The sequence below is a fragment of the Roseibium sp. AWQ4_290 genome, from assembly GCF_056160985.1.
Genome location: NZ_JBSWYG010000103.1, coordinates 1 through 242, shown reverse-complemented (window position 1 = coordinate 242; position 242 = coordinate 1). Strand labels below are relative to the sequence as shown.

At 61.6% G+C, this 242-nt stretch carries 1 protein-coding gene; it reads right to left on the bottom strand.

All coding sequences use genetic code 11. The features are described 5' to 3' along the window. Positions 1 to 208, bottom strand: a 208-nt coding sequence (locus tag ACXAH0_RS25320) for a hypothetical protein (RefSeq protein WP_475196106.1), incomplete at its 3' end; no start/stop codon positions are given. Positions 209 to 242: the final 34 nt, after the last annotated feature.

The following is a 242-nucleotide window of genomic DNA, read 5'->3' as shown; positions in this document are numbered from 1 at the left end:
AACCCTGAACCAGTCCCATCACCGCGGCCAGGGCCGTTGGGCCTTCGATCAACACCCTTCGGCCATCCGAAAGGGTAATATCAACCCGGCTTGCACAGACAGGTTCCGGGGCCGGGACAACGACCCCTGTAGCGGCAGGACAAGCTGCCGGGGCCAGTTCCAACTCAACGAAAGACGCTTCCTCGACGTGGCCCGGATCAACTGGCATTCGCGCAAACCGGGGATCCTTCAGCCAATTGTGG